The organism is Veillonella parvula (assembly GCF_902810435.1).
Lineage (GTDB): Bacteria > Bacillota > Negativicutes > Veillonellales > Veillonellaceae > Veillonella.
The window spans coordinates 1346704-1373110 of sequence record NZ_LR778174.1 but is presented as its reverse complement, the minus strand read 5'-3'; the positions used below and the strand labels follow the sequence as shown (position 1 = coordinate 1373110).

The 26407-nt window shown below is 39.1% G+C and carries 25 protein-coding genes; 23 read left to right on the top strand and 2 right to left on the bottom strand.

Annotated elements, in window-relative coordinates:
* Positions 1-32: 32 nt before the first annotated feature.
* From FNLLGLLA_RS06240 to FNLLGLLA_RS06220, 5 genes are all read left to right on the top strand, one after another.
* Positions 33-467 (top strand): VanZ family protein, encoded by a 435-nt coding sequence (locus FNLLGLLA_RS06240; protein WP_024061190.1) that lies wholly within the window; start codon positions 33-35, stop codon positions 465-467.
* 288 nt (positions 468-755) lie between these two features.
* Entirely contained in the window at positions 756-1559 is an 804-nt protein-coding gene (locus FNLLGLLA_RS06235) for a tyrosine-protein phosphatase (RefSeq protein ID WP_101928174.1), read from the top strand.
* 244 nt (positions 1560-1803) lie between these two features.
* The gene (gene nrdD / locus FNLLGLLA_RS06230) at positions 1804-3954 is read left to right on the top strand and encodes an anaerobic ribonucleoside-triphosphate reductase (protein ID WP_101928175.1); all 2151 of its coding nucleotides are present in this window, start codon (positions 1804-1806) and stop codon (positions 3952-3954) included.
* A gap of 255 nt (positions 3955-4209) precedes the next feature.
* Positions 4210-4707: an anaerobic ribonucleoside-triphosphate reductase activating protein gene (gene nrdG, locus FNLLGLLA_RS06225; protein WP_004697282.1), complete on the top strand. Its 498-nt coding sequence runs from the start codon at positions 4210-4212 to the stop codon at positions 4705-4707.
* Positions 4708-4709: 2 nt separating this feature from the next.
* Positions 4710-5948, top strand: a complete 1239-nt coding sequence (locus FNLLGLLA_RS06220) for a chloride channel protein (protein WP_058948442.1) — start codon at positions 4710-4712, stop codon at positions 5946-5948.
* 92 nt (positions 5949-6040) lie between these two features.
* Here the strand turns inward: FNLLGLLA_RS06220 and FNLLGLLA_RS06215 are convergent, their stop codons facing one another.
* Together FNLLGLLA_RS06215 and FNLLGLLA_RS06210 are read right to left on the bottom strand one after the other, a co-directional pair.
* On the bottom strand, positions 6041-6589 hold the full coding sequence (locus FNLLGLLA_RS06215) for a gamma carbonic anhydrase family protein (RefSeq protein WP_004693416.1): 549 nt from the start codon (positions 6587-6589) through the stop codon (positions 6041-6043).
* 21 nt (positions 6590-6610) lie between these two features.
* Positions 6611-7564 (bottom strand): nitronate monooxygenase, encoded by a 954-nt coding sequence (locus FNLLGLLA_RS06210; protein ID WP_004697213.1) that lies wholly within the window; start codon positions 7562-7564, stop codon positions 6611-6613.
* Positions 7565-8112: 548 nt separating this feature from the next.
* On the opposite strand from FNLLGLLA_RS06210, the gene FNLLGLLA_RS06205 reads away from it, so the two are divergent.
* The 18 genes from FNLLGLLA_RS06205 (at position 8113) to uvrB (ending at position 26319) form a co-directional block, all read left to right on the top strand.
* Positions 8113-8247: a rubredoxin gene (locus tag FNLLGLLA_RS06205; protein ID WP_004693422.1), complete on the top strand. Its 135-nt coding sequence runs from the start codon at positions 8113-8115 to the stop codon at positions 8245-8247.
* A 100-nt stretch (positions 8248-8347) separates the two neighbouring features.
* Positions 8348-8860 (top strand): YceD family protein, encoded by a 513-nt coding sequence (locus tag FNLLGLLA_RS06200; RefSeq protein WP_004693424.1) that lies wholly within the window; start codon positions 8348-8350, stop codon positions 8858-8860.
* Between the two features lie 25 nt (positions 8861-8885).
* On the top strand, positions 8886-9062 hold the full coding sequence (gene rpmF / locus FNLLGLLA_RS06195) for a 50S ribosomal protein L32 (RefSeq protein ID WP_004693428.1): 177 nt from the start codon (positions 8886-8888) through the stop codon (positions 9060-9062).
* Positions 9063-9367: 305 nt separating this feature from the next.
* The gene (fapR, locus tag FNLLGLLA_RS06190) at positions 9368-9928 is read left to right on the top strand and encodes a transcription factor FapR (RefSeq protein ID WP_004693429.1); all 561 of its coding nucleotides are present in this window, start codon (positions 9368-9370) and stop codon (positions 9926-9928) included.
* Between the two features lie 3 nt (positions 9929-9931).
* Positions 9932-10960 (top strand): phosphate acyltransferase PlsX, encoded by a 1029-nt coding sequence (gene plsX, locus FNLLGLLA_RS06185; protein ID WP_004693432.1) that lies wholly within the window; start codon positions 9932-9934, stop codon positions 10958-10960.
* Positions 10944-11939, top strand: coding sequence for a beta-ketoacyl-ACP synthase III (locus FNLLGLLA_RS06180; protein WP_008713708.1), 996 nt, complete (start codon positions 10944-10946; stop codon positions 11937-11939). Before plsX ends, FNLLGLLA_RS06180 begins: the two co-directional genes overlap by 17 nt.
* A gap of 15 nt (positions 11940-11954) precedes the next feature.
* On the top strand, positions 11955-12899 hold the full coding sequence (gene fabK / locus FNLLGLLA_RS06175; RefSeq protein WP_008600662.1) for an enoyl-[acyl-carrier-protein] reductase FabK: 945 nt from the start codon (positions 11955-11957) through the stop codon (positions 12897-12899).
* 11 nt (positions 12900-12910) lie between these two features.
* Positions 12911-13852 (top strand): ACP S-malonyltransferase, encoded by a 942-nt coding sequence (gene fabD, locus FNLLGLLA_RS06170; protein ID WP_101928177.1) that lies wholly within the window; start codon positions 12911-12913, stop codon positions 13850-13852.
* 1 nt (position 13853) lies between these two features.
* Complete coding sequence (fabG, locus tag FNLLGLLA_RS06165) at positions 13854-14597, top strand: 3-oxoacyl-[acyl-carrier-protein] reductase (protein WP_004693439.1); 744 nt, start codon at positions 13854-13856, stop codon at positions 14595-14597.
* A 51-nt stretch (positions 14598-14648) separates the two neighbouring features.
* Complete coding sequence (locus tag FNLLGLLA_RS06160) at positions 14649-14879, top strand: acyl carrier protein (RefSeq protein WP_004693441.1); 231 nt, start codon at positions 14649-14651, stop codon at positions 14877-14879.
* A gap of 77 nt (positions 14880-14956) precedes the next feature.
* On the top strand, positions 14957-15913 hold the full coding sequence (locus tag FNLLGLLA_RS06155) for an NAD(P)H-dependent flavin oxidoreductase (RefSeq protein ID WP_008600668.1): 957 nt from the start codon (positions 14957-14959) through the stop codon (positions 15911-15913).
* A gap of 35 nt (positions 15914-15948) precedes the next feature.
* Complete coding sequence (gene fabF, locus FNLLGLLA_RS06150) at positions 15949-17193, top strand: beta-ketoacyl-ACP synthase II (RefSeq protein WP_004693446.1); 1245 nt, start codon at positions 15949-15951, stop codon at positions 17191-17193.
* Positions 17193-17933: a ribonuclease III gene (rnc, locus tag FNLLGLLA_RS06145; RefSeq protein ID WP_004693448.1), complete on the top strand. Its 741-nt coding sequence runs from the start codon at positions 17193-17195 to the stop codon at positions 17931-17933. Before fabF ends, rnc begins: the two co-directional genes overlap by 1 nt.
* Positions 17934-18034: 101 nt before the next feature.
* Entirely contained in the window at positions 18035-19234 is a 1200-nt protein-coding gene (locus FNLLGLLA_RS06140) for an elongator complex protein 3 (protein WP_101928178.1), read from the top strand.
* A gap of 45 nt (positions 19235-19279) precedes the next feature.
* Positions 19280-22834, top strand: coding sequence for a chromosome segregation protein SMC (smc, locus tag FNLLGLLA_RS06135; protein WP_024061461.1), 3555 nt, complete (start codon positions 19280-19282; stop codon positions 22832-22834).
* Positions 22834-23769: a signal recognition particle-docking protein FtsY gene (gene ftsY, locus FNLLGLLA_RS06130; RefSeq protein WP_004693455.1), complete on the top strand. Its 936-nt coding sequence runs from the start codon at positions 22834-22836 to the stop codon at positions 23767-23769. The genes smc and ftsY overlap by 1 nt, the downstream gene beginning before the upstream one ends.
* A complete protein-coding gene (locus FNLLGLLA_RS06125) occupies positions 23759-24142 on the top strand; it encodes a hypothetical protein (protein ID WP_008600675.1) in 384 nt (127 codons plus the stop codon). The genes ftsY and FNLLGLLA_RS06125 overlap by 11 nt, the downstream gene beginning before the upstream one ends.
* Positions 24142-26319 (top strand): excinuclease ABC subunit UvrB, encoded by a 2178-nt coding sequence (gene uvrB / locus FNLLGLLA_RS06120; protein WP_101928179.1) that lies wholly within the window; start codon positions 24142-24144, stop codon positions 26317-26319. Before FNLLGLLA_RS06125 ends, uvrB begins: the two co-directional genes overlap by 1 nt.
* Positions 26320-26407: the final 88 nt, after the last annotated feature.

The following is a 26407-nucleotide window of genomic DNA, read 5'->3' as shown; positions in this document are numbered from 1 at the left end:
GCTGTATGTATTGTGGCGTTTAGGAGAGTAGTATGAAACGTTGGATACTATATATTGTGTTATGTCTAATTGTGTTTTTTATATGGGATAATTCCTTGCAAAATGGAGGGAACTCTGATGGGTTTAGTCTTATTTTTGCAGAGTGGCTTACCCCTGTAGCTCATAAATTAGGCTTTCATGGAAATATATGGGCCTTAAATAGGGTTGTTAGAAAGCTAGCCCATCTCACAGAATTTACAATTCTTGGTGGTATTTTATATGTAATTCTACGCCGCTATATTGAATATGGCACAGTAGTAAAAACTATAGGAGTGGGTATAGTAATAGCTAGTCTAGATGAATTTATACAATTATTTTCTCTAGGACGCAGCTCTCAACTGTCTGATGTACTGATTGATACAGTTGGTATAATCATCGGTATATCGGTAGTGAAATTAACTTATTATATTAGTCATGATAAAAGATAAAAGTACATTTAAAAATTAAATAATTATTAATATAATAATGTGTAAAATATGACTCATAATTGTAGAGATTATGGGTCATATTTTATGAAGAATAAATGAATATATAAAAATTGTATTAAATGAACATATAATAATTTATTTATTTTTATAGAAAAACCACTATACAAGCGACTGGTCCCTTGTTATAATCGTGAATATAAAATGAATTATAAACTTAAATGAGAAGAACATGAACTTTATAAAAGAGGTCGGTTTTGAAAAGAAAATCGAAAGTAGAAGGGAAAGATTATGAGTCGCGTGGTTGATTTACATGGTTGCATTTTGCCAGCTGTGTTAGGTCCACAAGGGCCTCAAACAATGGCAGAATCAGTAAAAATGATTAAGTCCTTGTCTGAACAAGGTATTACAGATATTTTTAGTACGCCTGATGTAACAGTATCTATGGATCTGAACACATGGAATGCTATGAACTCTTTAGTTAATGAAGTAAAAGTTATGGTTAAGGAGCAACAAGTAGATATAACTATTCACAGTGGAGCTCGCGTAATGCTTTGTGATGAAATGGTTGCATATATAGCTTCTCATCGCAATCAATATACGTTGGGAGATAGCCATTTTATATTAGTTGCTCTTCCACAAAATAGCAAAGTGCATCATATTAATGCGTGGTTATTAAGTCTACTAGATATGGGGCTTGTACCTATTATTAGTGAAGTAGAAACTTATGGACAATTATTTACTAAACCTGAACAATTACTAGCATGGGTTGATAGAGGTATTTTGATTCAATGTAATATGGCATCTTTTGATCATGGTAACGCTAACTATGATAGGGCCATTGAATTATATCGAAATGGTTTAATTCATTTCTTTGGTACTGGTTACAGCGATGGCTGTGATATTGAGGCGTACCAAGGTTATGTGGAAGCAATTTCTGAATTAGACAATACGTATAAAAAAGATTTGTTGCCAAATATCCATCTTAATGAACGCGACCTCTTAGCTAATCGCACATTTTATCCTTCTGTCCCATCTAGTTGGGTGGGGAAAAAGGGTAATTTCTTAACTCGTCTATTTGGCTTTGCATTATAATTTATATAGGTTCTTTTATCCATGTCATATTGGCATAGATAGAGGAACCTATTTTTACTTTATATTGTATTTAGGGTTGAAAACAACCACCATATATAGTATACTGAGAGGGCAGTAAAAATAGAGGGGTTTTCTAATAATTCTTTACATTTTTACATATAAATTTATAAAAAGTGTGATTAGACATACTTTTTATACTTCTTAACATATATTTTGGCAGTAACAAGATGGGGAGGTTGCCAATATGTTGCAGGTCATTAAGCGTGATGGCACGAAGGTACCATTCGACAAAAACAAGATTGCTTTGGCTATTGAAAAAGCTGAACATAGTAGTACTGGGTTGTACGAAGAGGGCTTGGCACAGCGTATTGCAAATGAAATTGAGGAATATGCTACTAAGCTTCAAAAAGACATGACAATTTATGCTATTGAAGATCAAGTGTATTATAAGTTGATTGAGTATCATAATCCTGCAACGGCACGTGCCTATGAAGGTTACAAAGCTGTTCAAGCTTTTAAACGCCGTCAAAATACAACTGATGATGATGTAATTGGTTTATTAGATCGTAGTAATATCAGTGTTCTTGATGAAAATTCTAATAAGGATGCTGCTATTGTATCTACCCAACGGGATTTAATTGCTGGTGAAGTATCTAAGGATATTGCTCGTCGTAAATTGATTCCTACCGATATTTTGGAAGCCCATGATAGTGGAGCTATCCACTTCCATGATATGGATTATATTATTCAACCTATGTTTAACTGTTGCTTGATTAATTTGGAAGACATGCTTACAAATGGCACAGTAATCAATGGTAAGAAAATCGATACACCTAAGTCTTTCCAAGTTGCTTGTACTGTAACAACACAAATTATTGCACAAGTAGCATCTGGTCAATATGGTGGCCAAAGTATTAATGGTATTGACCGTATTTTGGCACCATTTGTACGTAAATCTTATGAAAAAATCCTCAATAATGTTATTGAAGAACAAGTTGAGATTTACGGCATGGAGCCTAATATGGAAAAGGCTCGTGAAATTGCGTGGAAACGTACGCGTAAAGAGGTTAAAGATGGTATTCAAACTATTCAATACCAAATTAATACATTGATGACTACAAATGGTCAATCTCCATTTGTGACATTATTTATGTATTTCCAACCAGACTATGAATACGCGAAGGAAGCGGCTCTTATTACAGAAGAAATTTTGCGCCAACGTATTAAAGGTGTAAAAAACGAAGCCGATGTATATATTACACCAGCCTTTCCTAAGTTGATTTATGTTCTTGATGAGCATAATGTAACACCAGATAGTCCATACTATTACTTAACTGAATTGGCAGCACAATGTACGGCTAAGCGCATGTACCCTGACTATATTTCTGCAAAAAAAATGAAGGAAAACTACTCAGGTAATGTTTTTAGTCCTATGGGCTGTCGATCCTTCTTATCTCCTTGGAAGGATGAAAATGGTGAATACAAGTTTGATGGACGTTTTAACATTGGTGTAGTAAGTTTAAACTTACCTCAAATTGGCATTCTAGCCCGAGGTAGTGAAGAACGATATTTTGAAATTTTAGATAAACGACTTGAGTTGGCAGAAAAAGCACTAATGCTTCGTTATGAATTACTTAAGGACGTAGTGAGTGATGTGTCACCAATCCATTGGCAACACGGTGCTATTGCAAGACTTAAAAAAGGCGAGAAAATTGCCAAATTCTTGACTGGCGGTTATGCGACTATTTCCTTGGGATATATTGGTATTTATGAAGCAACTCGCTTAATTACCGGTGAATCGAATACAGGTGAAAAAGGCCGCGTTTTTGCGATGAAGATTATGGACCGCTTAAATGCAGCTGTTGATGAATGGCGAGCTAAACATAACATGGGGTTCGCATTATATGGTACACCTGCTGAAAGTTTAACCCATCGATTCTCTTCTTTGGATCGCGCTCGTTTTGGTATTATTGAGGATATTACGGATAAAGGTTATTATACTAATAGTTATCATGTAAGCGTACGAGAAGAGATTAATGTATTTGATAAGTTCTCTTTTGAATCTGAGTTCCAAAAGAAATCTACAGGTGGCTGTATTTCCTATGCAGAAATTCCTAATATGACTAATAATATTCCAGCTGTTTTGACGATGATTCAATATATTTATGATCATATTTCTTATGCTGAATTTAATACCAAGTCTGACTATTGTCACGAATGTGGCTTTGATGGAGAAATTAAGGTAAATGAACATAACGAGTGGGAATGCCCTCGTTGCCACAATACAAATCGCGATAAATTAACTGTTATCCGTCGTACTTGTGGATACCTTGGTGAAAACTTCTGGAATGAAGGGCGCACAAAGGAAATTAAAGATCGTGTAATGCACATTTAAGATTATTAGAGGTATAGTTTTAATAATTATCCTGTATATTAAGCATATTAAGATAAACTGTTATATAGATTAATATAATTATCATAGACATCTAATGATGTGGATATTTTAATAGATATGATTTTAGTTCTAAATACGATAGTTTTAAATGGTAAAAGCTGTGCCTAAGGCACAGCTTTTACTGTATATATGAGAAATTGAAATATATCTATATAGTGTTGATCAAAGTTGATAGGCACTACTATGGAGGTTATGATGAGATATGGGCAAATAAGACAATACGATATTGCCAATGGAGAAGGGATTCGTACATCTATATTTGTAACAGGTTGTACACATTGTTGTTATAATTGTTTTAACGAAGAATACCAAGATTTTAATGCTGGTAAGGTATGGACGCAAGCTGAGACAGATTTAGTGGTTTCCTATGTGAAGAATCCTACATGTTCAGGTTTAACATTATTAGGTGGGGAGCCATTTCAAAATGTACAAGGCTTATTACCGGTGGTGAGAGCTGTTCGAGCAGCGGCGCCAGAAAAGAAGATTTGGGCTTATTCCGGCTATGAAATAGATGATATCTTAGAAGATGAGTTGCGAAGTGCTTTATTACAAGAAATCGATATTCTCGTAGATGGCCGCTTTGTAGATGAACTTAAGGACCCTGCTTTGCGCTTCAGAGGTTCCTCAAATCAGCGTATCATTGATGTTAAAAAGACATTAGCGGCTGGGGAAATTGTATTAGCGATGGAGTAAATATGATATATGATAAACGATTTATAGGACTCATTATTATAGTTGGCTTTATAGCGGGGCTAGTAGGGGCTTCCTATACGCATTTATTACATGGAATCCAACATTTCGTATATAATTACTCTTCTGCTGATCATCTGAGCTTTGGTGCAGCTGTGGCCCGAGTATCACCGATAGAACGATTAATACCCTTAATCGTCTGTGGCGTGATAGGTGGCGTAGGTTGGGTTTTGATTCACAGATATGGTAAAGGCGTTGTAGATATAAAAACAGCAGTTTCTGGTAAAATGGATATGAATCCAATTACTACTGTTTTACATGCAACACTGCAAATAATTACGGTAGGTATTGGTTCTCCATTAGGTCGAGAAGTTGCACCACGTGAGGCTAGCGCAGGTATTACTACCTTTTTAGTTAAACATTTTGATATAAAACAAGAAGATCGTCAATTATTAATTGCATGTGCTGCAGGCGCTGGTTTAGCTGCAGTTTATAATTCACCATTATCTGCGGCAATTTTTACATTAGAAACTTTGCTTCTTACTTGGAATATACGGGCTATGAGTGCAGCCCTCTTATGTTGTGGTTTGGCTACATTTGTGACGCGACAAGCTGGTGTAGGAGATGTTATACAATATACAATGGCACAACCCAGTTTGGGGAGTCATTATGTAGAGTTTTCTATCGTTTTAGGCGCTATTATTGCAATTGGTGTTGTTTTATTTAATATTACACAAAGTAAGCTACCCGCCATTCATCGTAGTAGTCCTGTAATGATTCCCATTTCTATCGTAGCATTTACACTAATTGGTGTTTTAGCTATGTATTTTCCTGAAATTCTTGGAAATGGTAAAGCAGGCAATGAGTTGACTTTTACGAACGATATCACATGGACATATGCATTGGGTTTATTTGGATCCAAATGGGTAGCTGTTTTACTTGCTTTGGCCGCTGGTGCATATGGTGGTCGTATTACACCATCTATGATGTTAGGTAGTACTTTGGGGATCGTATTTGGTACCGTATGGGCTATTGCTATAGCGCCAGTATCTTTGGGAATGTCTGCTTTTGTAGGGGCCGTAGTATTCTTAGGACTTGCACAAAAAATGCCTATGACATCTTGTGTATTTATGCTTGAATTATCTCGTTTCTCTGTAGAGATGTTGTTTCCTATAGCTTTAACAATGGGGACAGCTCTTATGGTAGAGCAAATCATTCAATCAAAATTAAATAGCGCTAAGTAGCAATAAATAATAGTTAATAAAAGTAAATATAATATATAGAAAAGAAGCGGATAGTTGAATTAATCAACTATCCGCTTTTAATGTATATGTAATTATACGATTTTTGCGTTCTTATCGTATTCCTCGCCACCCGCATCAGGAAGCATGCCATATTCTACAGTCCACAAGTGTTTATATTTTAGTGCTTGATTGTGAATACGTTCGATTTGCGTTTCATCTGTACGAGCTATGCGAGCTGGGATTCCAACAACTAAAGAATTAGGTGGGATTACAGTGTTCTCCTTTATGACTGCACCAGCAGCAATAATAGAGCCAGAGCCAATATGACAACCGCTTAATACAATAGCGCCCATTCCAACTAATACATTATCTTCGATAGTACTAGCGTGTACTATTGCACCATGGCCAATTGTTACATAATCTCCAAGAATGCAAGCCCTGTCGTCATCAACGTGTAATACAGAGTTATCCTGTACATTAGAATAGCGACCTACTACAATTTTATTTACATCACCGCGAAGTGCACAGTTTTGCCAAATGGAAGCATATTCTTTTAGTTCAACATCACCTGCAAGTTCTGCACCAGGCATAACACAACTTTTGGGATCTAATTTGGGGTATTTTCCGTGAAATGGTAACATAAGGAACTCCTAATTTATTAACTATACGATTTCAATAAGACGTTGTGCTTTACGAATAGACATGATAGCTTCATTCATTACTGTTTGTACTATAGTGTGAGCAGGTTCAATAGTAGTAAGTCGGTTTAAACCTTGTCCAACTTGTACAGCACCATTTACAACATCACCATCGATAGCAGCACGTTTGTTAGTGCCTTGGGACATTTTGGTGCGTTCTTCAGGGGTAGTAACACCATCTGTTTCGGCAGCTAAGTAACGTGTAGTGAATTCGTTTTTCAAGCTACGTACTCCACCGTGACCAGAGAGGAGACCCGTTACAACAGAGTCTGTATCTGTGGCTTTGATAATTGCTTCTTTCATATTTATGTGGGCTTGGCATTCTTCAGCTAACAAAAAACGGGAACCCATTTGTACACCCTCAGCACCCATCAACAATGCTGCTGCAATACCACGACCATCTACGATAGCGCCTGCTACAACAACAGGAATGGAAATCTCAGGTAAAATATTTTCCATCAAGGACATGGTTGTTTGGCTACCAATATGTCCACCAGCTTCCATACCCTCAATAATAATTGCATCAGCACCAGCTTCTTCAATGCGTTTAGCAAGTTTTAGAGATGGGACAACAGGGATAACTTTAATGCCTGCATCTTGCAATGGTTTAATATATGGTACAGGATTGCCTGCTCCAAGTGTTACAAATGCAGGCTTTTCTTCAATGATAATATCCACTAATTCGTCTTTATTGGGAGCCATTAACATGAGATTGACTCCGAAAGGCTTATCCGTTAAGTCTTTACAGGCACGAATCTCGTTGCGCGTCCATTCTGCATCACGACCACCAAGAGCAATTACACCTGTAGCACCTGCATTAGCTACGGCAGCAACTAGTTTGTGTTCAGATACCCAAGCCATAGCACCTTGGATGATAGGGTATTCGATTTGTAAAAGTTGTGTTAACGCTGTTCTCATAAAGCCTCCTATGATAACAATTAAATTTACTGAAACTTTATTATACCTTTATGCGAGAATTTTATATAAGAATGATTTTATTTTCTTATAGAAAATTAGAGTATTAATAAAGTCAAGAATATTCATCAGTATATACTTATATACTAAAGAGATTAAGCGTAATATTATTTGGAGATTATATGTAATTACATAATCTCTTCTCTATATAATAGTATAATATAGTAATTATGTACACCTTAGATAAGGTTATTATAGTTATTTTATTTAAACAATATGCTTTCAAAATTAATTTCCAATTATTGGATTAAAATAAAATATTTAGCAGTAGTCTAAAGATAAAAAATTAAATGATAATATATTTCAAATGAGTTAAGTAGTAGAAAACCGCATAGTATCTATGATTATTAAATATTATAAAAAATGAGAAAATAAGAAAATGAGTATTGAAAAGTTTCGATGTCTTTGATATACTACATTACAGATAGAGTATCTGAATTAATTAAAGATAAACATTAAACAATAATTTTCAAGTGAAGGAGGAAATACACATGGAAAAATATGTATGCGTAGTATGTGGTTGGGTTTATGACGAAGCTGTTGAAGGCGTAAAATTCGAAGATCAACCAGCTGATTATGTTTGCCCAATTTGCGGTGTTGGTAAAGACCAATTCGAAAAAATGTAATTGACTTACCAAAAGGCTATCTTGAGTCCACTTGAGATAGTCTTTTTTATTTGACAAAGCACCATGTCATGTTTATAATATTATGAGTCGAGGTAAGATTATGAAACTGCAAGTAGAGCAAGCAAAAGAACATATAGGAAAGAAATTTCCTTATAGCTATACGATATCAGCCTCTGAGCTTGGTGACGTAACTGCTTTTCCTTGGAGCCGTCATGATATAACCATTAGTGGTGAGTTTTGGTTTGATGGTCAAAATTACATCGTTCAAGGTTCGATTCAGTCTAAAGGCGATTATGATTGTTCCCGTTGTTTAAATACAACAGAACATTATCGAAAAGATTTCTTTGAGGAAATCTTTAGTGATTGTCGAGATGCTGCAGATGATGTGAATTCTTTTGATGGAGAAGAAATTGACTTAACTGAACTAATTAGGGATACATTAATCATCAATGAGCCCTCTCAAGTGTTATGTCAGGATGATTGCAAAGGATTGTGCGTTCATTGCGGAGCAAATTTAAATGTTTCACCTTGTTCTTGTGAATCCTTTGTGGTGGATCCTCGATTTGCAGAGTTACGTGCTTTGCTTGATGAGAAAGATGATAGATTATCCTAATGATTGTACTAAGGAGGTGCAGATAATGGCAGTACCTAAACGTAGATTGTCTAAATGCCGTCGCGATCGTCGTCGTGCTAATTGGAAATTAGAAGCTCCTGGTTATGTAGCATGTCCACAATGCCACGAGCCTAAGATGCCTCATCGTGTTTGCCCTACATGTGGTCACTATAAAGGTGAACAAGTAGTAGCTAATGCTTAATATGTGAGCAGAGAGAGACGCCTACTTTGTAGGCGTCTTTTTTATATGCTTTCAAAATATACACTCATATTTTTATATGTTTTGTTATGAATAGCAAGTGTCATTATTTTATAGTAAGATTATTCTATAAGATAGTGACACATTTTTATTTTTTATAAACAAAAATACTAAAATATAAAAAAACAACTATATTTTGTATATGCTATGAAAATTTCTTACTATATGTATGAAAAGTCTTGCCAATAAGGGAATTATTGTATATACTTAGGATGTAATATTAATACTAGGTCATAAAAGGTGGTCCCATGAGTCGGTTAAAGAAGCAAGAGCGCCAGAAGCAGTTACAAGAAAAACTGAATATTACGCCATTTCTTACTGATGAAGAATTGGCAACACACTTTGGTGTAAGTGTGCCAACAATTCGTCTCGATCGACTAGAATTGGGTATTCCTGAATTGCGTGAACGCATTCGTGTTATGGCTACAGGTCAATCACATGAAATGGCAGAACATGTATCATATGAAGTGGTTGGCGAATTGATTGATGTCACCGAGGGGCACCAAGCATTATCTATGTTGCGTACTACGGCTGATATGGAAGATCAATTCGGATATGTAGAACCGCAGTATTTATATGCTCAAGCAAATTCCCTTGCAAAAGTGGTTATGGGGACGACTGTTTGCTCTGCGGAAGTTGGAAATATAAAATATAAGAACCCGGTAGGATCTGGTACTAATTTGGTAGCGAAAGCAGAAATTGTTCGTCGCCGAGGTAATAAGTTCTTTATTTGGGTTATAATAAGAGATAAAATAAAAGAAGTGTTTCGCGCAAAATTTATTATGGAATCCGTAGAGAATAGGGTGTAAATTATGAAAATTGCAATAGACGCCATGGGTGGCGACTTTGCTCCAATGGAGACTGTACTTGGATCCATTGAAGCCGTACGAGCAAATCAACACATTGAAGTGGTGCTCGTCGGCGATGAGCAGCAAATTTTTGATATATTAGAAGCTAATAATGAAGCTAAGAATCCACGTATTTCTGTACATCATGCTAGCCAGGTAATCGGCATGGATGAACATCCAGGTCAAGCATTGCGCAAGAAAAAAGATGCATCTGTTGTGGTCGCTACTTCGTTGGTTCGTGATAATCGTTGTGATGCTGTAATTGCTCCAGGTAGTACGGGAGCTGCTGTTGCAGCGGCTTTGTTTGGGCTCGGTCGCATTAAAGGCATTGATCGCCCTGTCATTGCAACTCCAATGCCAACGGTAAGTGGTATAACAGTTATGTTAGACTCTGGTGCAAATTCTAATAGTAAACCTAAACATCTTGTACAAGGTGCTTTAATGGGGTCTGAATACGCTAAGCTTTTATTAGGAAAAGAAAATCCTACTGTGGGATTGTTAAATATTGGTGAAGAGGCCACAAAGGGGAACGATGTCGTATTGGCGACGTATCCGATTTTGGAGGGTATGAAGACTATCAATTTTAAAGGAAATATTGAAGGTCGCGATATTCCTAAAGGTGCCGTTGATGTTGTCGTATGTGATGGCTTCGTAGGCAATGTGGTACTTAAATTTGCGGAAGGGTTAGTAACAGGTCTTACGCAATTAGTAAAGGATAGCATTATGGCAGGAAGTATTTTTGCCAAGATAGGAGCTATGCTTGTAAAGCCAGCCTTGAAAAAGATGGCAAAACGTTTGGATCACACAGAAAATGGTGGTGCTCCACTTTTAGGAGTTAATGGGGTATTCATGATTGCTCATGGTAGTTCTAAAGCAAAAGAAATAAAAACTGCTATTGAAATTGCTAGTGATTTAGTAGAGCGTAAAATTATTCAACACATAAGAGAAACGATGGATATTGAAGGAGCCTTAAAGTATGACTATGATGAATAAACCTGTAGGAATCATTGGTACTGGGAGCTTCCTTCCTGACAATGTAGTAACAAACTTTGATCTTGAAAAAATGGTTGATACCAATGATCAATGGATTAGAGAGCGTACGGGTATAGAAGAACGACGCATTGCACCGGAAGGTATGAATACATCCTATATGGCGACCGAGGCAGCAAAAAAAGCTATGCAAATGGCTAATGTCTCTGCAGAGGATATCGACATGATTATCTTTGCTACCTTAACACCAGATATGATTATTCCTTCGGCAGCTTGTGTATTGCAAGCAAACTTAGGAGCTAAAAACGCTGCAGCCTATGATTTACAAGCGGCGTGCTCTGGGTTTGTATATGGATTGATTACTGCTGCTAGTTATATTAGCTCTGGTATTTATAAAAAAGTACTCGTTGTGGGGGCAGAAATTCTTTCTCGTCGAGTAAACTGGAATGATCGTGGTACATGTATCCTCTTTGGTGATGGTGCTGGGGCTGCAGTAGTATCTGAAGTACCTGAAGGCTATGGCATTAAAGGTATTGACATGGGCGCCGATGGCACTGGAGGATCAGCGCTTTGCATTCCTGCAGGTGGCACTGCTGTAGTAGCAAATGATCAACGCGTAGAAGAGGGCTTAACATTTATTCATATGGATGGCCCTGAAGTATATAAATTTGCCGTTAAAACGATGGGACGCACGGTTTTAAAATCCTTAGAACGTGCTGATATGGAGTTAAATGAATTAGATTACTTCATTCCTCATCAAGCGAATATTCGTATTATTGATTCGGCAGCCAAACGTTTACATCTGCCGATGGAAAAAGTTTTTGTTAATTTACATAAGTATGGTAATACATCTGCCGCGTCTGTAGCGATTGCACTTGATGAAGCTAATCGCGAGGGACGTTTCAAACGCGGTGATAATGTTGCGTTTGCAGGATTTGGTGCAGGCCTAACATGGGCAAGCCTGGTCTTGAAATGGTATTAAGGAGGACACATCAAGATGATTAAGACTGACATTTGTGATTTATTGCAGATTGAGTATCCAATCTTTCAAGGTGGCATGGCTTGGCTCGGTACTGCAGAATTAGCGGCAGCCGTTTCTGAAGCTGGTGGACTTGGGATTATTGGTGCTGGTCATATGCCTCCTGATATTTTCCGTAATGAAATCCATAAATTAAAAGAGCGCACTAGTAAGCCTTTTGGCTGTAATATCATGCTCATGTCTCCATTTGTAAAAGAGGTTATGGAAGTAGTCGTGGAAGAACGTGTTCCTGTTATCACTACAGGTGCAGGTAATCCTGGTGTTTATGTTCCCGCTTTGAAAGAAATTGGTACAAAAGTTATTCCTGTAGTTGCATCAGTATTACTAGCAAAGCGCTTATTACGTGGTGGTATTGATGCAATTATTGCTGAAGGTACAGAGTCTGGTGGTCACGTAGGTGATATTACAACTATGGCATTAATTCCTCAAGTAGTTGATGCTGTAGATGTACCAGTTATTGCTGCCGGAGGTATTGCAGATGGTCGTGGTATGGCTGCGGCATTTGCATTAGGTGCTAAAGCGGTACAAATGGGGACACGATTCGTATTATCCGAAGAATGTATTGCCCATGAAAATTATAAAAACGCTGTATTGAAAGCAAAAGATCGTGCTACAGTTATGACTGGTTTAACAACAGGTCATCCTGTACGTATTATAGATAATGCGTTAGCTCATAAATATAAATCCCTTGAATTCAGTGGTGGATCTAAAGAGGAATTGGAAGCATTAGGTGCTGGTACACTTCGTTTAGCTGCTATTGAGGGTAATGTAAAAGAAGGTTCTGTAATGATCGGTCAAATTTCTGGTATGTTAACAGATGTTAAACCATGTGAAACTATCATTAAAGATATTATGACTGAAGCTGAAACTGTGATTAAGAATCTTCAAGGTCTTAGTAAATAAGGAGGCCCCTAATGAAAACGGCATTTGTTTTTCCTGGTCAAGGTTCTCAAAAAGTAGGCATGTTACAAGATTTGTATAATGCGTACCCTATTGTGAAACAACGTTTTGAAGAAGCTGACGAGGCACTTGGTTATTCCATCAGTAAATTATGCTTTGAAGGTCCTGATACAGAGCTCGTTAAAACAGCAAATACACAACCAGCTATTTTGACTGCATCCGTAGCTTGTTATGAAATTCTAAAAGAACAAGGCTTTACGCCTGACATCGTAGGCGGGCATAGTCTTGGTGAGTATAGTGCTCTAGTAGCAGCCGGTGTATTGAACTTTAAAGACGCAGTATATGTAGTTCATAAACGCGGTGAATATATGCAAGAAGCTGTGCCATTGGGTAAAGGCGCTATGGCAGCAATTTTGGCATTACCTCGTGAGCAAGTTGTAGAAATTTGTGAAGATGTAAATGCTTCTGTAGGTTCTGTACAAGCAGTTAACTTCAATTGCCCTGGACAAATCGTTATTGCCGGTGAAACTGCAGCGGTGGAAACAGCAGCTGAAAAAATGAAAGAAGCAGGTGCAAAACGCGCAGTAATGCTTCCGGTAAGTGCTCCATTCCACAGCCGTTTGATGGGACCAGCAGCTCTTCGTTTAAAGGAAGAGTTGGATAAGATTCAAGTGAGTGATGCACAAATTCCTGTAGTTGCAAATGTTACTGGCAAGATTTTGACTAATGCCAATGACATTAAAGAGTCCTTAGTTACTCAAGCCGCTAACCCTGTTTTATGGGAAGATTGTGTAGCTGAAATGGTAAACTTTGGTGTTACTCGCTTTGTTGAAGTGGGGCCTGGGAAAGTACTTACAGGTTTTACTAAAAAGATTAACAAAGATATGGAATTAGCCAATGTTGAAGACATTGCATCCTTAGAGAAAACGCTTGAATTTTTGAAGGGGGTTCGATAAAATGCATTTAGAGGGTAAAGTAGCCATTGTAACTGGCGCATCCCGTGGCATTGGTCGCGCTGTAGCTATCAATCTAGCACAATCTGGTGCTGATGTTGTTGTAAACTATAGCGGTAGCGAAGGTGCAGCGCAAGAAACTGTTGAAGCTGTACAAGCGTTAGGCCGCAAAGCCATTAAAATTAAAGCTAATGTAGCCAATGCTGATGAAGTTGCTTCCATGGTGGAAGAAGCTCATAAAGAATTTGGTCACATTGATATTCTCGTGAATAATGCGGGGATTACGCGTGACGGTTTGTTAATGCGAATGAAAGACGAAGATTTTGATGCTGTTATCGATATCAACCTAAAAGGTGTTTACTTGGTAACTAAAGCAGTATCTAAAATCATGATGAAACAACGTTCTGGTCATATTATTAACATGACATCTGTTGTTGGTGTTATAGGTAATGCTGGTCAAACTAACTATGCTGCTTCTAAAGCGGGCGTAATTGGTTTTACTAAATCCTGTGCTAAAGAATTGGCTAGCCGTGGTATTACAGTTAATGCTATTGCACCAGGCTTTATCAATACAGATATGACTGATGTATTACCAGAAAAAGTTAAAGAAGCTATGGTTACTCAAATTCCGTTGGGCCGTATGGCTGATGCCGAAGAAGTAGCAACAGTAGCAACATTCCTTGCTAGCGATTTTGCTAATTATATTACGGGTCAAGTCATCAATGTTGATGGTGGCATGGTAATGTAGTTGTAAAATTAGACTATATATAAATACACTTTGAAAGGAGGTGAACCACTAATGAACACTTTCGATAAAGTTAAAGCAATCGTTGTGGAACAATTAGGCGTTGATGAAGCTGAAGTTACCATTGATTCTACATTCATCGACGACTTAGGCGCTGACTCCTTAGATATCGTTGAATTGATCATGGCATTTGAAGAAGAATTCAATGTTGAAATCCCTGACGACGTTGCAGAAAAAATTAAAACCGTTAAGGATACAGTAGAATATATTGATTCTGCTAAATAAGCTGTAAAGCTAACAATTCAACCGAACGGGAGGCCGAGTGGCCTCCCAACCGGTTTTATTTACAGGAGGATTTGATAGTGAAGCTCCCTGAACTTCGCATTGGGAATCTAGTGGCCAAAGTACCTATTATTCAAGGTGGTATGGCGATTAGATTGTCTACAGCTCGCTTGGCAGCAGCCGTTGCAAATGAAGGTGGTATCGGCCTTATTGCGGCATCGGGCTTGCCTTTCGATGAATTACGATACGAAATACAATTAGCTAGAAAATTATCACCTACGGGTATTATTGGTATAAATGCGATGGTAGCAGCAACTCAATTTGCTGGCTTAGTAAAGACTGCCATCGAAGAAGGCATTGATCTTGTAGTAGCAGGTGCTGGTTTTTCAAGAGATATGTTCGCAATGGGCAAAGAGTCTGGTACTCCTATTGTACCAATTGTTTCGTCCGCAAAATTAGCTCGCATTTCTGAAGGTTTAGGTGCTGCAGCTGTAATCGTAGAAGGCTGTGAAGCTGGTGGACACTTGGGGACGGATCGTTCCGCTCGAGAAATCGTTCCCGAAGTTGTAGCAGCGGTAAAAAACATTCCAGTAATTGCTGCTGGTGGTGTTCTAGATGGCCGTGATATCGTTGAAATGTTAAAAATCGGTGCTAGTGGTGTTCAAATGGGTAGCCGTTTTGCTGCTTCTGATGAATGTAATGCATCTGATGAATTGAAAAAAATGTATGTACGAGCTACAAACCCTGAGGATATAGTATTGATTCAAAGTCCTGTTGGTTTGCCTGGTCAAGCAATAAAAAACAAATTTGCTGAATCTGTTTTAGATGGTACTGTAGCGCCTCCAACGGTGTGTGATAACTGTTTAAAACATTGTTCCCATAAATTCTGCATTATCCGTGCTCTTTCTCGCGCACAACAAGGTGATGTGGAAACGGGGTTGGTGTTCTCTGGCAATAATATGAGAAAAGTCGATAGGATTATGCCAGTTAAAGATATCTTTGCTCAATTAAAACAGCAAGTAGCAGAGATTGATTAATTTAAAGGGCTGTATAGCTATAAGAGGTGGAATAATTGGAAAAACGTGTAGTAATTACTGGCTTAGGGGCAGTGACTCCTGTAGGTATCGGTAAAGAGAACTTCTACAATGCGTTATTGGCAGGTCAATCTGGTATTGGGCCGATTACACGCTTTGACGCATCTGACTATGCAACACGCATTGCGGGTGAAGTAAAAGACTTTGATATTACAAACTATGGGGTAGATAAGAAAGAAGCTCGTCGTATGGACCGTTCTGTAGAATTTGCTATCGGTGCAGCTGTTCTTGCTTGTGAAGATGCTGATCTTGATTTAGATAAAGCAGATTTAGATCGCTGTGGTACTGTAGTTGGTACAGGTATAGGCGGTATTGACTCTATCCATGAGGTGTATGAAACATTATTCGAAAAAGGTCCTGGCCGCGTAAGTCCATTTGCAGTACCTATGATGATTGCAAATATGACATCTGCACGCGTATCTATTCGCCTTGGTCTTAAAGGTCCAGTTATTACAGACGTAACTGCTTGTACTTCTGGTACAAATGCGATTGGCGATGCATTCCGTATCATCCAACGTGGTGATGCTGATGTGATGTTTGCTGGTGGTACTGAAGCTGCGGTATCTCCGGCTGCTGTAGCTGGTTTTGCGGCTATGAAAGCTATGTCTACACGCAATGACGAACCAACAAAAGCGTCCCGTCCATTTGACCGTGACCGCGATGGTTTCGTAATGGGTGAAGGTGCTGGTATCGTAGTTCTTGAAGAATTAGAACACGCAAAAGCACGCGGTGCGCATATCTATGCTGAAGTTGTGGGCTATGGTAGCAATGGTGATGCTTACCATATCACTGCACCAGCTCCAGGTGGTGTTCAAGCTCGGAAATGTATGGAATTAGCAATTAAAGATGCAGGTATTGATCCTAAAGACGTTAACTACATCAATGCTCATGGTACATCTACTGGCCTTAATGACCAAAATGAAACATTGGCTATTAAAGAATTGTTCGGCGATCACGCTAAAAATATCGCTGTTAACTCTACAAAATCCATGACAGGTCACTTGTTAGGTGCTGCTGGTGCTATCGAAACTATCGTAATGGCGATGGCTATCGAAACTGGTAAAGTTCACCCTACAATTAACTGTGACAATCCTGATGAAGGTTTGGATCTGGACTATGTTCGTGAAGGCGCACGTGAACTTCAAGTAAAATGTGCACTTTCTAACTCTTTCGGTTTTGGTGGTCATAACGGTACACTTTGCATTCGCCGTTATGAAGCTTAATGGTTACTATCGAAACGCATAAGAGTAAGATAACACAAGCTCGTGAAGAATCTCTTCATGAGCTTGTTGCTCGTTTAGACATACCTGTGTCAGATATATCCATTATAGATTGTGCTTTTACACATACTTCTTATGCGAATGAACATAAATCAAAGCATATTCATCACAATCAGCGATTAGAGTTTTTAGGCGATGCTGTTTTGGATCTTATTATTGGGGAATACCTATTTAAGACATATCCAGATATGGCTGAAGGTAATTTAACGAAAATTAAGGCCGCTACAGTGTGTGAGGATTCTTTAGCATCTGTGAGTCGTTCTTTGCAACTAGGACAATATTTATTGCTCGGTCATGGAGAACGCGCTTCCGGTGGTAACGATCGAAACTCTATATTAGCGGATACCTTTGAGTCTCTCATCGGTGCCATTTATATTTCTACAGATTATCAAACGGCTATGGCCTTTGTTTTAAAGCATTTAACTACCTATATCATGCAAGCCTTAGAAGGTAAACGGGGCAAAGATTATAAGACATTATTACAAGAATATGTGCAAAGAGATGGGGATAAACATATTGTCTATCATTTGCTCAGTGAAAGTGGTCCCGACCATGCTAAAACCTTCCATATGGAGGTTGAAATCAATGGTGTTACTTACGAGGCCGGCTCTGGTAAAAGTAAAAAAATTGCAGAACAACATGCGGCTCAATTGACTTTAGAAAAGTTGATGGCTGATAAATAGAAAAGCGCCGAATGGCGCTTTTTTCTGTATAATAGTATGTGAGTAATAATTTATATAATAGTAGATGAGTAATAATTTTTACATAAGAAGAGGAGGTGTTTATGAAACCATTTGGTATGATCCCCTTTTTTATACCTCACGTAGGTTGTCCCTATGTGTGTACATTTTGTAATCAATCTCGTATTACGGGCCAATCTGGTATTAGTCACCTAACTCCAGATTATATACAACAAACAATTAAAGACTATGTAGGCACAAAACGGTGCGAGAAGTTTTGGGAGGTTGCCTTTTATGGGGGATCATTTACGGCTATTCCTAAAGATTTACAACATAAATTATTAATGCCTGCCTATGAAATACTTCAACGGGGAATCATTGATGGCATACGTTGCTCTACAAGACCTGATGCTGTAGGTGATGAAGCGATTACATTATTACAGTCTTATGGAGTAAAAACTGTAGAACTTGGCGTGCAGTCTATGAATGATGGTATTTTAGTCGATGCTAAGAGGGGGCACACGGCACAAGAGGTAGTAGAGGCTGTTACACGATTAAAACATCGTGATATGACCGTTGGGGTTCAACTTTTACCGGGACTAAAAGGAGAGACTTGGCAAACCATAATAGAAACGGCCATTGCAGTAGCCGCATTACGACCTGATTTTGTACGTATCTATCCCGTACTAGTTATAGAAAATACAGAGCTAGCCGAACAGTATAGAGCTGGAGAATATAAACCACTAAGTACTGAGCTAGCTATACAGTATTGTTCATTTTTAAAAGATTGGTTTGAACAGCATGGCATTGAAGTCATTCGCACGGGTTTACAAAGTACAGAAGAATTAGATTCTAGGAATAGCTTAGTAGCGGGGCCATATGAGCCCGCTATGGGGGAGCTGGTTGTGAACGAACAGTATAAGCAGCGAATTGAACGTTGTATTGATGAGCATGCATCTCAGTATACGTACGCACTAAGTAACGATTGTTTTAATCTAACTGACTACGCTACTTATGAAAATCTAGGATTTAGTGGAGTTAGTGCTTATAATGCTGATAATAGTGGATATATAGATAACACTAATAATGATAGAACAAATTATATTAGGAATAATGGTATTGCAGTACAGCATAATATTGTTATTTCTTATCCGAGATGCTTAACATCTAAGGTGCGAGGCCTTAATAATCGAAACGTTAAATACTTTCAGATTCAGTATCCGCAGTATGCATTTGAATGGTGTGAAGAACGCACGAGAAATACCGTTCGTTGCTGTATTGATGGCCTGCAATATGTGTTATAATAAAAGATATGATTATTTAGGGTTGTTGGTAGAAAGGAGGCAGTCATGCAATTACTTCGGTTGGAATTAAAGGGCTTTAAATCGTTTGCGGATAAAACGATTGTAAAATTCTCACCAGGAATGACTGCCGTTATTGGTCCTAACGGAAGTGGTAAAAGTAATATTACGGATGCTATGAAATGGGTATTGGGAGAATCCAATGTCCGTAATTTGCGCGGTCAAAAAGCAGAGGATATTATTTTCTCTGGTACGGAAAAGCGCAAACCTATGAGCGCTGCTGAGGTTACACTTGTGTTTGACAATAGTGACCAACAATTAGATATAGATATGGCTGAGGTAGCCATTACACGCCGTATATACCGCACTGGTGAAAGTGAGTTCCTCATTAATAAGCGATCTTGTCGTTTAAAGGACATACATCTTTTACTAGCAGATACCGGTCTTGGTAGAGACTCCATGGCTATCATTGGGCAGAACCGAATTGATGCTATTTTAAATTCTAAACCTGAAGAACGGCGCCTTATCTTTGAAGATGTAGCAGGTATTTCTCGCTTTAAGATCAATAAAGAAGATGCATTGCGTCGTATTGCCAGTACAGATCGTAATATGGAGCGTGTACGAGACGTAATGGCTACCATTGAAGAGCAATTAGGACCTTTGTCTGAAAAAGCGGAAAAGACTAAAAAATATATGACCTTAAGCCGCGCAAAGCGCGATTATGATGGGGCATTAGGCTTCCACAATTATAAGACCTCTGATCGTCTTTTAACACGTTTTGAAAACGATAATATTGCCTTTAAAGATGAAGAAATTGAGCTTCAAACTGAATTGTCTAAATTAGAGGCTCGTCGTCACGAATTGCAATCGTCCTCGTCAAAAGAGCAGGAACAGCTTAAGTTGTGGGAGGCTCAATATACTGAAAAGCAACGCGATGAAGAACGCTTATCTGGTCATTTACGTCTCTTAGAAGAGCAACTAAAAACAGCGCGCCGTGAATTAGATGAAACGTCTATGCGCATTAGCGAGCTAGAGGCTACGCAAAAGGGCGAGGAGCAACAATTGCGCATCTTAAATCAATTGATTCAAGATGAAAGTGCTCAATTAGTAGAAAAAGAGTCTAATCTAGAAGAATTAGAAGCGAGTTACAAAAAGGCTGTTGAAGATGTAAGGTCAGAACAAGCTAAGTTCCAATCCTTGCAATCCAATCGAGAGGCTTTTGAGAAACGTCAATTAGAAGTTGTGAGTGCTATTGAAACGGCTAAGGCTAGTATTCGGAGCTTAGAAGCTCGCAAGGGGGAAAGTAAAAATCAATGTGCTATTCTAGAATCTGAAATAGCACAGGTAGATAGTGAACTACAAGTCGCTCGTTCTGAATTTGAAGCGCTAGGTCAAAAGTTTAATGCCTTATCTGCTCAACGACAAGCCCTCGTTGATGATGCTAAGGATGCGGTCATGAAAGCGCGTGAAGAGCGTAAGGAATTACAAAAGCTGCGCACTCAAGAACAACGTGCAAAAGGTCGATTAGAACTATTAGCACAGTGGGAGGAACAGCACGAAGGTTACTTAGAAGGCACAAAGAACATCCTCAATGGTAAAGGTTCTTGGCGCGAACAGATCACGGGCGCTGTTGGCGATCTCTTTACGGTAGAGGAGAAATATACTACGGCTATCGAAACGGCCTTAGGCGGTAGTGTTAACCACGTTGTAACTACTACAGCTCGCGCTGCTGCGGAGGGTGTCAATTATTTGAAATCTATCCAAGGTGGTCGCGTAACCTTTTTGCCGATGGATTCTGTTAAAGGTAAACCATATGATACACCGGCTTTACATGAAAGCTGTGTATTAGGCACTGCTGTTGATTGTATTTCTTTTGATAATAAATACGCCCATATTTTCCAATACTTATTGGGGCGCACCTTGGTAGTGTCTTCCATGGATGATGCCATTGGATTACAGAAAAAATACAATCAGCAATTGCGCATCGTAACTCTTACAGGGGAACAATTTCAACCTGGTGGTTCTCTAACCGGTGGTGCCACAAAACGTAAGCGTGCTTCTGTATTGAGCCGCAAGGAAGAGGCTGCTAGTCTTGAACAAGAACTGGTACAAATTGAAGAACAAATTCGCTCCTTAATAGCTAACTTAGAAAGCCTTGAAAAACGGGTTGAAGAGACTGAAAAGGATCAAGCGACTCTTGATGAAAGCTATCAACATACGAACTTACTCTATGTGGCTAGTGAAACAAAGGTACAAAATATACAAAATCAGCTGGATCGTAAGAAACGTGTTCTCCATGAAGAAGAGCAACGTTTAGTACAAATTGATATTGATTTGGCTACTACAACAGCTAACTTGAAAGATCAAGAAACAGCATTAGCTTCCTTGCAAGAGGATCATGGTATGGATGGTAATCAAGGGGCGTTGATGGGTCGATTAACCGTGTTGCAAAAGGTGCAACAAGAGGCGTATGAAGCTTTTACAGAAGCTCGCCTTACTTGTGATACCTTGCGACATACCATTCAGGAACGGGAATCACAACGTGAACAGCGTAATCAGTCTATTTCTAGTATTATTGAGCGTTTAACACCACTTCGTAATTTGTTAGTTAGTACTACACAACGCTATGAAGAGGATATCCCTCTGGCTCAGGAAGTTGCAGAACAAGAGTTGACCTCTGCTACGGCTGAGGTTGAACGATTACGTGCCCTTCGCGATGAAGCTTATGATAAAACATCTACGGGGCGCGAGGAAATGGAATCTATCCTCAGTGAGCAAGACCGATTGAATCAACGCTACAAAGTGGTGCAAGGTCGCCTTGTTGATATGGAAGGTAAAATTACACGTCATCGCATGGACTGTGAGCGCTTTGTAGAAGAATTACAAGAGCTAGGCTTTACTTTGGAAGATGCTCAAGTCCTTCGCATTGAAGGCTCCGTTAGCGATTGGAAGGATGAGCAAGCTCGTTTGATAGCCGAAATTGCCGAATTGGGTCCAGTCAATCCAAATGCCGTTGAGGAATACGAAGAGACTAAAGAACGCTATGATTTCTTAACCACACAATTAGCTGATTTAGATACGGCAAAGGCGCAATTACAGGCGGTTATTGCCGAAATGGATAAGGCGATGAGTACACAGCTATATGATGTATTGGATGTGGTAGGCCGTAGATTCCAAGAAGTATTCAGCCAATTGTTTGGCGGTGGTACTGCGCAAATTGTACTTACTGATCCAGATAATATCTTGACGGGTGGTATCGACTTCTACATTCAACCACCAGGGAAAAAGCGTCAACAATTGACACTTTTATCGGGTGGTGAGCGTGCTCTTACGGTTATCGCTTTATTGTTCTCATTCCTTGACTATCGTCCAGCTCCGTTCTGTGTGCTTGACGAAGTTGACGCGGCGCTTGACGAAGCTAATGTTGAACGATTTAGCTCTTACTTAAATCGAATAAATAAAGAAACACAATTTATCGTTGTATCTCACCGTAAAAAGACGATGGAAGCTGCCGAAGTACTTCAAGGGGTAACCATGGTGGAACGCGGTGTATCGCGATTATTAACAGTAGCATTTGAAGATGTGAAGGAGGATCTAGCATAATGGCATTTGGATTCTTTGATAGAATTAAAGACGGTTTAGAGAAAACTCGTAAGTCTTTTGTAAAAAATGTAGAAAGCATCGTTATTGGTTATGCGCAAATCGATGATGATTTTTTAGATGATTTAGAAGCAGTTATGCTTACTAGTGATCTAGGCCCTAAGACGACAGAATACTTGATGAAAGAAATTCGTCGTGGTGTAACAGAAGGTATCATTAATCATACAGGCGATGTAATGCCGTTTATGGAAGACCGCATCACGGAAATGCTCATCGATCAAGAAGATGAAATTACTTTGCACCATCCTGAGGTTATCCTCGTAGTTGGTGTAAATGGTGTTGGTAAAACAACGACAATCGCTAAATTGGCTAACTATTATACTAAAGAAGGTAAAAAGGTTATCATTGCTGCAGGTGATACATTCCGTGCCGCTGCAGCTGACCAATTATCCATTTGGGCTGATCGCGTTGGTGTGCCGATTGTTAAACATAAAGAAGGCGCAGACCCTGCTGCCGTTGTATATGATGCAATGGAAGCTGCGAAAGCTCGTAATGCAGACCTTGTTATCGTAGATACGGCTGGTCGTCTACATACTAAGGTTAACCTTATGGAAGAGCTTAAAAAGATGGGGCGCGTAGCGAATAACCACGTAGAAGGTGCGCCGCATCAAACATTGCTCGTTTTAGATGGTACTACGGGTCAAAATGCAGTAAGCCAAGCTAAATTATTTGGTCAAGCTGTACCAGTAAATGGTATTGTAGTAACTAAACTAGATGGTACAGCAAAAGGCGGCGTAGTTATCTCTATTAAAGAGGAACTGGGCGTACCCGTACGCTGGATTGGCGTTGGCGAAGGTATGGATGACTTGCGTCCATTTAATGCAAAAGAATTTGCTAATGCACTATTTAATAAAGGAATGATTCAAGGTGACAAATAAATATAACCGGGAATTCTTACTTGAATATGTAGAATCTGAAAATAAAAAAAATGAATGTAATGTTAGCCTAGAAAATATGAATAAGATAGTTAGCTTAATCGAGTACTTCGGTATTGAACTATATCGCCCCATTACGAGATTGCTACTTTCAAACTGGGAAGAAATTACAGAACGTATTAATAACTATACTGAATCAGATTGGATGATGGCTGATGAAATCCAGAAGACCACACCTACACTAGATCGCTTTTCTATTGCTATGCTCATCGAAGTCTTAGAAGGTGAGGATACGTTGAATCAAGCGGAAAATGTAGGTCGTCGTTTGACGGATGAAGAAATGAAAGCCATCCGTAAACATCAGGATGAACAGTAATGAAGCATAGTACATATAATTACGAGGGGGGCCAACCATTTAAAGTGGAGGCGCCCTTTGCACCTACAGGGGACCAACCTATTGCGATTCAATCCTTAACGGAAGGCATTGAACGCGGTGAATGGGCCCAAGTTTTGCTCGGTGCCACTGGTACTGGTAAGACCTTTACAATGGCCAAGGTTATTGAGGCAGTTCAAAAGCCGACCTTGATCATTGCTCACAATAAAACCTTGGCTGCTCAATTATGTAGCGAGTTTAAAAGTTTCTTCCCTAATAATGCGGTAGAATATTTTGTATCTTACTACGATTTTTATCAACCGGAGGCCTATATTCCTTCTAGTGATACATATATCGAGAAGGATGCGTCTATTAATGATGAAATCGATAAACTGCGACATAGCGCTACGATGAGCCTATTTGAGCGCCGAGATGTCATTATCGTTGCCTCTGTTAGCTGTATTTATGGCTTAGGTGACCCTGAGGACTATTCTGATCTTGTATTGTCCTTACGCTTAGGTCAAACGAAATCGCGCGATGAAATCTTATCTAAACTCGTAGATATTCAATATACGAGAAATGATATGAACTTTATTCGCGGCACCTTCCGTGTACAAGGGGATACGATTGATATTTTCCCTGCCGCTTATAGTGAAAGAGCCATTCGGGTGGAGCTTTTTGGTGATGAAATCGACCGCCTCGTAGAGGTAGATTCCTTGACGGGTGAAATTATTGCGGAACGCAAACACGTTGCTGTCTATCCGGCATCTCACTATGTGACGACGAAAGAGAAGATGAATATTGCCGTAGAGCGTATAGAAGCCGAACTAGATGAGCAGTTAGCGAAGTTAAAGGCTGCTGACCGTCTATTGGAGGCTCAGCGCTTAGAACAGCGTACCCGTTATGATATAGAAATGATGCAAGAAATGGGCTATTGCTCGGGCATCGAAAACTATTCACGTCATATGTCTGAACGCAAGGCTGGGGAAGCACCGTTTACATTGATTGATTATTTCCCAGATGATTTTCTCATCATGGTGGACGAGTCTCATGTGACGATGCCTCAGATACGGGCCATGTACAATGGTGACCGTGCGCGTAAAGAATCTCTTATAGAATACGGTTTCCGCCTTCCTTCTGCACTCGATAATAGACCGCTTCAATTCGATGAATTTGTAGAGCGTATCAATCAAATTGTTTACGTATCGGCAACGCCTGGTCCATACGAAATGGAAGTAGAAACGAATATTGCAGAGCAAATCATACGTCCTACGGGCCTATTAGATCCATCTATAGAAATTCGTCCTATTAAGGGGCAAATGGATGACTTGCTTGGAGAAATTCACAAACGAGCTGCCAAGAACGAACGGGTTCTTGTTACGACATTGACGAAGAAGATGGCTGAGGACTTAACGGAATTCTTGAAGGAAATGGGCGTACGAGTTCGCTATCTTCATTCCGATATTGTTACTATTGAGCGGGCCGAAATCATTCGTGATTTGCGGGCTGGCGTATTCGATGTATTAGTTGGTATTAACTTGCTTCGTGAAGGCCTCGATATGCCAGAGGTTTCCTTAGTTGCTATCTTAGATGCGGATAAGGAAGGTTTCTTGCGCTCCGATACGGCTATGATTCAAACTATAGGTCGTGCGGCCCGTAATGTGAATGGTCATGTTATCATGTACGCAGATCGTGTAACAGGTTCTATGCAACGAGCTATCGATGAAACCGATCGTCGTCGTGCCGTGCAAGAGACTTATAATATTGAACATAATATTACGCCTAAATCTGTATCTAAAGATGTAAAAGAGCTTATCGAATTAACGAAAATCGAAGAAGATATGGTTACCGATGGAAAGGGACTTTCACCGAAAAAAGGAAAACAAAAAAAATCCTCAGAGGGCATGGATCATGGACACGAACCATATGTTCAAGATACATCAACACCTAAGGTGGCAGATATAACACCGGAAGAATTGTACAATAAGATTGAAGAGCTAGATCGTCAAATGAAGGCCGCCGCCAAGCAACTTGAATTTGAAACCGCAGCTAAGTTACGTGATCAATTGGGCGTATTACGTCAACAATGGTCCGATATGCATAGTGCAGGAGATAGCAAGTTGAAGAAGCCAGTTTCTACCAAATCTAGAAAGCGGACAAGTCCAAAAAGTAAATCTTAGGAGCAATTTTAGAAGATTGTAAGAAAACACATAGATTATATAGACTATATGTGCGATAATATACATATATTATTTCATGTTAGTAATC

What these genes read in the sequence shown, in the direction of transcription:
- FNLLGLLA_RS06235 (WP_101928174.1), top strand. Translation starts at nt 756, where the DNA reads ATGAGTCGCGTGGTTGATTTACATGGTTGCATTTTGCCAGCTGTGTTA.
- fabD (WP_101928177.1), top strand. Translation starts at nt 12,911, where the DNA reads ATGAAAACGGCATTTGTTTTTCCTGGTCAAGGTTCTCAAAAAGTAGGC.
- ftsY (WP_004693455.1), top strand. Translation starts at nt 22,834, where the DNA reads ATGGCATTTGGATTCTTTGATAGAATTAAAGACGGTTTAGAGAAAACT.
- FNLLGLLA_RS06210 (WP_004697213.1), bottom strand. Translation starts at nt 7,564, where the DNA reads ATGAGAACAGCGTTAACACAACTTTTACAAATCGAATACCCTATCATC.
- FNLLGLLA_RS06215 (WP_004693416.1), bottom strand. Translation starts at nt 6,589, where the DNA reads ATGTTACCATTTCACGGAAAATACCCCAAATTAGATCCCAAAAGTTGT.
- FNLLGLLA_RS06205 (WP_004693422.1), top strand. Translation starts at nt 8,113, where the DNA reads ATGGAAAAATATGTATGCGTAGTATGTGGTTGGGTTTATGACGAAGCT.
- rpmF (WP_004693428.1), top strand. Translation starts at nt 8,886, where the DNA reads ATGGCAGTACCTAAACGTAGATTGTCTAAATGCCGTCGCGATCGTCGT.
- nrdG (WP_004697282.1), top strand. Translation starts at nt 4,210, where the DNA reads ATGAGATATGGGCAAATAAGACAATACGATATTGCCAATGGAGAAGGG.
- FNLLGLLA_RS06220 (WP_058948442.1), top strand. Translation starts at nt 4,710, where the DNA reads ATGATATATGATAAACGATTTATAGGACTCATTATTATAGTTGGCTTT.
- fabK (WP_008600662.1), top strand. Translation starts at nt 11,955, where the DNA reads ATGATTAAGACTGACATTTGTGATTTATTGCAGATTGAGTATCCAATC.
- nrdD (WP_101928175.1), top strand. Translation starts at nt 1,804, where the DNA reads ATGTTGCAGGTCATTAAGCGTGATGGCACGAAGGTACCATTCGACAAA.
- smc (WP_024061461.1), top strand. Translation starts at nt 19,280, where the DNA reads ATGCAATTACTTCGGTTGGAATTAAAGGGCTTTAAATCGTTTGCGGAT.
- uvrB (WP_101928179.1), top strand. Translation starts at nt 24,142, where the DNA reads ATGAAGCATAGTACATATAATTACGAGGGGGGCCAACCATTTAAAGTG.
- FNLLGLLA_RS06200 (WP_004693424.1), top strand. Translation starts at nt 8,348, where the DNA reads ATGAAACTGCAAGTAGAGCAAGCAAAAGAACATATAGGAAAGAAATTT.
- FNLLGLLA_RS06140 (WP_101928178.1), top strand. Translation starts at nt 18,035, where the DNA reads ATGAAACCATTTGGTATGATCCCCTTTTTTATACCTCACGTAGGTTGT.
- plsX (WP_004693432.1), top strand. Translation starts at nt 9,932, where the DNA reads ATGAAAATTGCAATAGACGCCATGGGTGGCGACTTTGCTCCAATGGAG.
- rnc (WP_004693448.1), top strand. Translation starts at nt 17,193, where the DNA reads ATGGTTACTATCGAAACGCATAAGAGTAAGATAACACAAGCTCGTGAA.
- FNLLGLLA_RS06180 (WP_008713708.1), top strand. Translation starts at nt 10,944, where the DNA reads ATGACTATGATGAATAAACCTGTAGGAATCATTGGTACTGGGAGCTTC.
- FNLLGLLA_RS06240 (WP_024061190.1), top strand. Translation starts at nt 33, where the DNA reads ATGAAACGTTGGATACTATATATTGTGTTATGTCTAATTGTGTTTTTT.
- fapR (WP_004693429.1), top strand. Translation starts at nt 9,368, where the DNA reads ATGAGTCGGTTAAAGAAGCAAGAGCGCCAGAAGCAGTTACAAGAAAAA.
- FNLLGLLA_RS06160 (WP_004693441.1), top strand. Translation starts at nt 14,649, where the DNA reads ATGAACACTTTCGATAAAGTTAAAGCAATCGTTGTGGAACAATTAGGC.
- fabG (WP_004693439.1), top strand. Translation starts at nt 13,854, where the DNA reads ATGCATTTAGAGGGTAAAGTAGCCATTGTAACTGGCGCATCCCGTGGC.